We start from the raw sequence: 6,933 nt of genomic DNA on the forward strand, positions 1-6,933 counted from the left end.
TGCGCGGGGTTGAACGATCCCCCCATGAGGCCAATGGTTTTCAAGGGCGGATTTGCCCGTTTCCGCGCACAACCCATTTATAGGTCGTGAGGCCCTCAAGCGCGACCGGGCCGCGGGCGTGCAGCCGGCCCGTCGCAATGCCAATTTCCGCGCCCAAGCCAAATTCGCCGCCATCGGCAAATTGGGTCGAGCTGTTGTGCATGACAATCGCGCTGTCGACCTGTGCCAAAAAGCGCGCTGCGGCATCGGCATTGTTGGTGATGATCGCGTCGGTATGGTGCGATCCGTGGCGGGCGATATGATCGATCGCATCGTCCAATCCGGATACGACGCGCGCCGAGATGACGGAATCGAGATATTCGGTGTCCCAATCATCCGCGTCGGCAGACACCGTGCGGGCATCCAGTTCCATCAGCACATCATCCGCGCGCACTTCGCATCCGGCATCAATCAGCGCGCCAATCAATTCGGCAGCGGCCGGATAATCCTGATCAATCAGGACCGTTTCGGTTGCCCCGCAAACGCCGGTACGCCGCATCTTGGCATTGACGACAATCGCCTGCGCCATCGCCGGATCGGCATCCTTATGGACATAGCTGTGGTTGATGCCGTCGAGATGCGCGAGCACGGGAACGCGGGCTTCATCCTGCACCCGCGCGACCAGCGATTTGCCGCCACGCGGAATGATCATGTCAATCGCACCTTGCGCGCGCAGCATCAGGCCGACCATCTCTCGGTCTTGTGTGGGCACAAGCTGCACCGCGTCGGCGGGTAATCCGGCCTGTGTGATGCCAGCCAGCATCGCAGCATATATCGCGCGGTTGCTGTGCACCGCCTCACTGCCGCCGCGCAGGATGACGGCATTGCCCGACCGCAGCCCCAAGGCCGCAGCATCGGCCGTTACATTGGGCCGGCTTTCGTAAATGATGCCAAGCACGCCGATGGGCACGCGGATGCGCGCCATCTGCAAACCATTGGGCTGCGTGCTGCTGTCGATGATGTGACCGACGGGGTCCGCCAGCACAGCAACCTGTGCCACCGCCGCAGCCATGGCCGTGATGCGCGCCTCGTCGAGTTTCAGGCGATCAAGCATGGCGGGTGACAGACCAGCCTTCGTCCCTTCCGCCACGTCGATGGCATTGGCCGCGAGGATATCGGCCGATTGGTCGCGCAGCGCTTGGGCAGCATAGGTTAACGCGCTCGCCTTTGCCGCGTCATCCGCCGCCGCCAACAGCCGCGATGCAGCGCGCGCTTTGGTGGCAATCGATGCCATCAGGGGCTGATAATCGGTCATATATTCAACCCGTAGAGAAGTGGCGCCAAAAGGGAAAGGTGCCGTTGATTTCAACGATGTCAGCGCCATGCTTTGTGCGAATCGCCGAAAAAGCGTTGATTTTGCGACTTTTTACGCCGCGCGCTGGGCATGTGCAGGCACAGGCAGTTCACGATTTGTGACATTTGGAAAAGGTTTTCCACAGCTCATCGTGTGACTCATTCGACTCGTCACGAGTCCGGCCTCGGCGATTCGCGCCTGCCATTTTGCTCTGCTACGGCCGCGCAACAGAACAAAAACGGGGTGGGTCGTGTCGCTTAAGACCAGAATGTCCGGGTGGAAAAACCGGATAGCTGGATGGTTTATTGACCGCGAATTTTTCATGCGGGCCAATGGCCAAGTCCGGTTCTTGAAACTGAGTGCACAATTGCAACGCCGCGTTGCGGGTACCGTCGCGTCCGTCGTCGGCCTTTGGCTAGTCGTCACGCTTGGCATGGCGATCAATCAAGTGAGCGTTACCGCGCAGCGGGTGGCGTTGAGCGAGCAAGAGGCGAAGGTCGAATCGGCCGAAGAACGCGTCGCCAATTATCGCGGCTCCATCGACGAAGTGGCGAAGGATCTTGAGCGGCGGCAGAAAATGCTGGAAAGCTTGAGCGATCAATATCTGGGCGACGTTCCCGAAGCCAACACCCAAACGCCTGCAAAGGCGAAGCCCGCCGCCGAAGACCAAACCGTAAAAACCATCAGCGCCGTCGTGCCAGAGGCCGCTGGCCTTGCGCGTGTTGAAGTGCGCCAAATCCAGTTCGCCGAAAAAATGACCAAGGTCGCCTTGGCCCGCACGTCAAAGGCGGAGGCGGCCATCCGCCAGTTCGGGCTGAACCCCGATGTGCTCGCGCGTCAGGCGCGCAGCGCACAGGGCGGTGTGTTTGAACCCTTTTTCGGCAGCGCCAAAAAAGATGTCCGCGACCCGCGCTTTTTGAAACTGGCGGCATCGCTGAGCCGCATGGATGCCATGGAACGCGCACTGGCCGCGATCCCGACATCGATGCCCGCCGCCGCCGTGATGATGTCGAGCGGCTTTGGTTTCCGCAGCGATCCCTTCACCGGTGCGGGCGCAATGCATGCCGGTTTGGATTTCAAGGGCCCAGTTGGCACGCCAATCCTATCTGCAGCCGAAGGCCGTGTGACTTTTGCCGGCTTCAACGGCGGATATGGCAAGACAGTTGAAATTACGCATGCCAACGGGCTATTAACGCGTTATGCCCATCTTTCCGGTGTGCATGTTACGCGTGGCCAAATGGTGCATCGTGGCTTGCAAATCGGAAGAATGGGAAGCACAGGGCGATCGACGGGCAGCCATTTGCATTTCGAGGTCCGCCTGAATGGTCGGGCGATCAACCCGAGAAAGTTTTTGGAGGCCAACCCTGATGTTCTCAAAGTCCAAACAGTCGCCGGAAACCGCGCCGGCAACGCCGCAAAGGAATTATAACAACGTGCGCAATAGTTCGGGTCATACATTTTCTGTCATAGCTTCCGATGTCGAAATCGTCGGCAACCTCACCGCCCGCGTGGATCTGCACGTCGATGGCAAGGTGCAGGGCGACGTGACATGCGGCAATCTGGTGCAAGGCGAAGGCAGCATTATCGCAGGCAAGGTCATTGCCGAATCGGCGAAGCTGTCCGGCCATGTCGAAGGTTCGATCGAGGCCAATGATCTGGTGATCGAATCCACCGCGCGTATCGTGGGCGATGTCGTGTACAGCAATCTGACAATCGCCCCGGGCGGTCAGATTGACGGCAAGTTCCGGCACAAATCATCGAAGGGAGCGCCAACCACCGCGCGCCCGACCGCCAATGTTGCCAAGCAAGCCGAACCGTTGATCCTTGGGGCTGAATCCAAAGTCATCTAAACGATTTCCAACATCGGCAAGATTATTTCCTACAGAAATTAAACGCGGCCATGCTGCGTGCAAAAGGGGGGCGGCCGGCGCGGAAGCGCTGGTGCGTGCTTCCGGCTGATGGTGTTGGTTGATTAAGGCCCGCTTGTTCCATCAGGCTATTGCCCCCGGGCCGCCTTTGCTGGCTGGCATGCTGTCCATCGGGGGAAAGGTTCGTAAACCCCTAAAGGCTGTCCGCAAAAGACAGGACGGTTTCCCGCCACATCCAACCATGTTTGCGCTGTTCAGAGCTTGATGCAACAGGCCCTTTTTTCAGGCTGAAGCACGCACCCTATCGCGCCGACCGTGCCAACGGATTTCCCCGCCAGCGTTCCCGTCATCCCGACCCACGTTCTAGACCGCAGCCTGCATGACGCAACTCGAATAACCCATATGGTTATTTGTAGGAAAGTGATTTTTTTGCGCGTGCACAAAAAAGGCCCGAACCATCGCGGGTCCGGGCCATGAGTTGGATGTTCGCGGGAGGAACATCGGGAGGAGGCGGAGCGTATTAGGAAAGGAGAGAACGCCCCGCCGCCAAGTCGAAATTTTAGGTTGGTCGTGCGGACGAAGCGAAAAACCGGTTCCCACTTTTTCTGCCGCACTCCCGATTAATAGTTGTATGCACGCTCACCATGTTCGGTGATGTCCAGGCCTTCGCGTTCTGCATCTTCTGCGGGACGCAGGCCTGTGGTGAATTTCAGTCCGTAGAACAGGATTGCCGAGACAACCGCAGTCCACAAGACTGTCGTGCCCACGGCCCAGGCCTGAGTCATCACCTGACCGGCCATGTCATATTCGCCGGGGATGGCGGGGAAGACGGTGTAGTCAATCCAGCCCTGACCACCCAATGCGGGGTCAGCGACCACGCCGGTGGCGATCGCGCCGACAATACCGCCGATGCCATGGACACCGAAGACATCCAGCGTATCGTCATAGCCAAGCTTGTTCTTCACATAGGCCACGAAGACATAGCACAGACCCGATGCCGCAAAGCCGAGGAGGATTGAGGTCATAGGCGCTGCAAATCCACTGGCTGGCGTAATCGCAACCAGACCCGCAACCGCGCCGGTAACCGCACCCAGCAACGATGGCTTACCATGGTGGAACTGTTCAATCAGGCACCATGCAACCGCAGCGGCAGCCGTGGCGACAAAGGTGTTGATGAAGGCAAGTGCAGCAAGGCCGTTGGCTTCGAGGTTGGAGCCAGCGTTAAATCCGAACCAGCCCACCCACAGAAGCGACGCACCAATCATGGTCATGGTCATCGAGTGTGGCGGGGTTGCTTCTTTGCCATGGCCGACGCGCTTGCCAATGATGAGGCAGCCGACAAGACCAGCAATACCGGCATTGATGTGAACGACCGTGCCGCCAGCGAAATCAAGTGCGCCCCAGCCCCACAGCAGACCCATATCCTTGGGTGCATCAACCAGAAAATCTGGTCCAGCCCAGTACCATACCATATGTGCGATCGGGAAATACGCGAACGTCAGCCACAATACCGTGAAGATCATCAAGGGTGTGAACTTGATACGCTCTGCAAATGCGCCGACGATCAACGCCGGCGTGATGCAGGCAAAGGTCATCTGGAACACCACAAAGGCATATTCCGGAATGTAGACATTGTTGCTGAACGTCGCCGCATAGGTTGTGGCATCAACGCCCTGCAGGAATATCTTGGAAAAGCCACCGATGAAGGCGTTACCGCTGGTGAAGGCCAGGCTGTAGCCATAAGTGACCCAGACAAGCGCCGCGACCGACACGATCATGAACACCTGCATCAGCAGGCTGAGCATATTTTTGGTGCGGACAAGGCCGCCGTAAAACAGCGCAAGCGCCGGAATCGACATCAGCAATACCAATGCAGAGCTGATCAGCATCCACGTCGTGTCGCCCTTGTCGACCATGCCGGCCATCTGTTCAACGGTCGGTGCCTTAATCGGGCCGTCGGCGACGGCAACCGCCACCGCTGCCGCGCCATCAGCAGCTTTTTCAGCTGCCTCCTGTGCGAAGGCGGGCAAAGCAGCGAACAATGTCGCCCCCGCCGCGCCTAGAAACTTGAGTGTCTTGGACATTTTCTGGTTCCCCTAGCTTGCTATTGTCGCGTCAAAGCGCGGTTTCGTTGGTGTCGCCCGTGCGGATGCGCAGGGCACCGGCAAGTTCGAATTCAAATATCTTTCCGTCACCAATGGCGCCTGTTTCGGCGGCCTGCTGAATGGCCTCGACCACGGCAGGGGCTTGATCGGACGCGCATGCGACCTCGATTTTCACCTTGGGCACCATGTTGGTTGCATATTCGGCACCGCGATAAATTTCGGTCTGCCCTTTTTGTCGGCCAAAGCCTTTGACCTCCGTCACGGTCATACCCGACACGCCCAACGCGGTGAGCGCTTCGCGCACCGGATCCAGCTTGTGCGGCTTAATAATGGCAATAATATATTTCATGCACGCCCCCAATTTTGGTTGTGCAGTGCAATAAGCAAACACCGTGCCAGAAACGGGAAATGCACCTAAATGCGCCAATTATAGGCGATTGGGGTAGCACATATCCACGCCGCCACCCTTCGATATGCCTAAAATTTAATCAGCGGATTATCACTGCCTAAATATTAGGCATTCAACCAATGCGGATCGACGCCCATAAGGGCAGATGGTCCGATGCCTGTTTGGACAATGTTGAAATATGGCTGTCGGCGGCGGTGACTTTCACCTCGTGGCTGACAATGATCCGGTCCAATCGCGCGACGGGCCGCGATGTGTGGAAGCTTTTGGGCGTTTGCACCAGCCGGTGATGGTGGAACGCAAGTTCGTTCAATGCGCCGCTGTCCGACCATTGGTTGAAATCACCCATCAGAACCGTCGGCATATGCCGCGGGCTGGCATCAATCGCCGCCAGCAACGCGCGGATTTGCTTACGCCGCCACAGCCCGGATAAATCGAGATGCACGCCAATGACGCGCAATGCATGGCCAGCAACCGACAGCTCCGCCATCACCGCGCCGCGTGGTTCCAGCGTGGGCATATCAATCGGCTGACAATGGCGCACCTCCATGCCCTTGCGCACCAAAATCGCATTGCCGTGCCAACCAATGGCGGCAGGGCGGAAAGCCAGCGGCACGGGCATCCATGATGTCTCCGCCTCTAGCATCGCCAGCGGCAATGCGCTGACCCGCGCGCCGAACCGGCGATCGACCTCCTGTAGCGCGATGATATCGGCGTCGATTTCTTTGAGCACCGCCAATATGCGTTCGGGATTGCGCCGTTGGTCAAGGCCGACCGCCTTGCGAATATTATAGGTCGCAACCTTGAGTGCGTGGCTCATATCGGGGTCACGCGGTTCATTCGGTCATATCGCAATGCTGACCGAAATAGGCACCCATCAACCCGCCGTGCCGCCTACCGTAAGCGCGCTGACCAAAGTTGTGGGTTGCCCGACGCCCGCAGGAACGCTTTGGCCGCCCTTGCCGCATACGCCGATGCCGTCATCCAATGCCATGTCATTGCCAAGGCCAATGACCTTGTTCAGCGCGGTTGGGCCATCGCCAATCAATGTTGCGCCTTTGATCGGATCGCCCAACTTGCCGTCCTTGACCAAATAAGCCTCGGTACAGCTGAACACGAATTTGCCCGACACGATGTCAACTTGCCCACCGCCGAAGCTTTTGGCGAAGATGCCGTTTTTGACGCGGCTCAACAGTTCGGCGGGGTCGTCATTGCCGCTGC

7 protein-coding genes are annotated in these 6,933 nt (G+C 58.4%); 2 read left to right on the plus strand and 5 right to left on the minus strand.

Features of this window, described 5'->3' with window-relative positions; translation table 11 throughout:
- Positions 1-40: 40 nt before the first annotated feature.
- Entirely contained in the window at positions 41-1,294 is a 1,254-nt protein-coding gene (locus ACILQA_RS08750; protein WP_395629354.1) for a glutamate-5-semialdehyde dehydrogenase, read from the minus strand.
- Between the two features lie 289 nt (positions 1,295-1,583).
- Here ACILQA_RS08750 and ACILQA_RS08755 point away from each other — a divergent pair, with 289 nt between their 5' ends.
- A complete protein-coding gene (locus tag ACILQA_RS08755; protein ID WP_395629355.1) occupies positions 1,584-2,762 on the plus strand; it encodes a M23 family metallopeptidase in 1,179 nt (392 codons plus the stop codon).
- Positions 2,763-2,766: 4 nt separating this feature from the next.
- Positions 2,767-3,183, plus strand: a complete 417-nt coding sequence (locus ACILQA_RS08760; RefSeq protein ID WP_395629356.1) for a polymer-forming cytoskeletal protein — start codon at positions 2,767-2,769, stop codon at positions 3,181-3,183.
- A 638-nt stretch (positions 3,184-3,821) separates the two neighbouring features.
- Here ACILQA_RS08760 and ACILQA_RS08765 read toward each other — a convergent pair.
- From ACILQA_RS08765 to ACILQA_RS08780, 4 genes are all read right to left on the minus strand, one after another.
- Positions 3,822-5,285, minus strand: coding sequence for an ammonium transporter (locus ACILQA_RS08765; protein ID WP_395629357.1), 1,464 nt, complete (start codon positions 5,283-5,285; stop codon positions 3,822-3,824).
- A 31-nt stretch (positions 5,286-5,316) separates the two neighbouring features.
- Complete coding sequence (locus ACILQA_RS08770; protein ID WP_333570320.1) at positions 5,317-5,655, minus strand: P-II family nitrogen regulator; 339 nt, start codon at positions 5,653-5,655, stop codon at positions 5,317-5,319.
- 172 nt (positions 5,656-5,827) lie between these two features.
- A complete protein-coding gene (locus tag ACILQA_RS08775) occupies positions 5,828-6,532 on the minus strand; it encodes an endonuclease/exonuclease/phosphatase family protein (RefSeq protein ID WP_395629358.1) in 705 nt (234 codons plus the stop codon).
- 57 nt (positions 6,533-6,589) lie between these two features.
- Positions 6,590-6,933 (minus strand): metallopeptidase TldD-related protein (locus tag ACILQA_RS08780; protein WP_395629359.1); only part of this gene is annotated, 344 nt, incomplete at its 5' end.

Source organism: Sphingorhabdus sp. (assembly GCF_044239005.1).
Taxonomy (GTDB): Bacteria; Pseudomonadota; Alphaproteobacteria; order Sphingomonadales; family Sphingomonadaceae; genus Sphingorhabdus_B.

Coding starts and splice junctions, on each gene's coding strand:
- ACILQA_RS08750 (WP_395629354.1), bottom strand. CDS start 1,294: ATGACCGATTATCAGCCCCTGATGGCATCGATTGCCACCAAAGCGCGC.
- ACILQA_RS08775 (WP_395629358.1), bottom strand. CDS start 6,532: ATGAGCCACGCACTCAAGGTTGCGACCTATAATATTCGCAAGGCGGTC.
- ACILQA_RS08765 (WP_395629357.1), bottom strand. CDS start 5,285: ATGTCCAAGACACTCAAGTTTCTAGGCGCGGCGGGGGCGACATTGTTC.
- ACILQA_RS08770 (WP_333570320.1), bottom strand. CDS start 5,655: ATGAAATATATTATTGCCATTATTAAGCCGCACAAGCTGGATCCGGTG.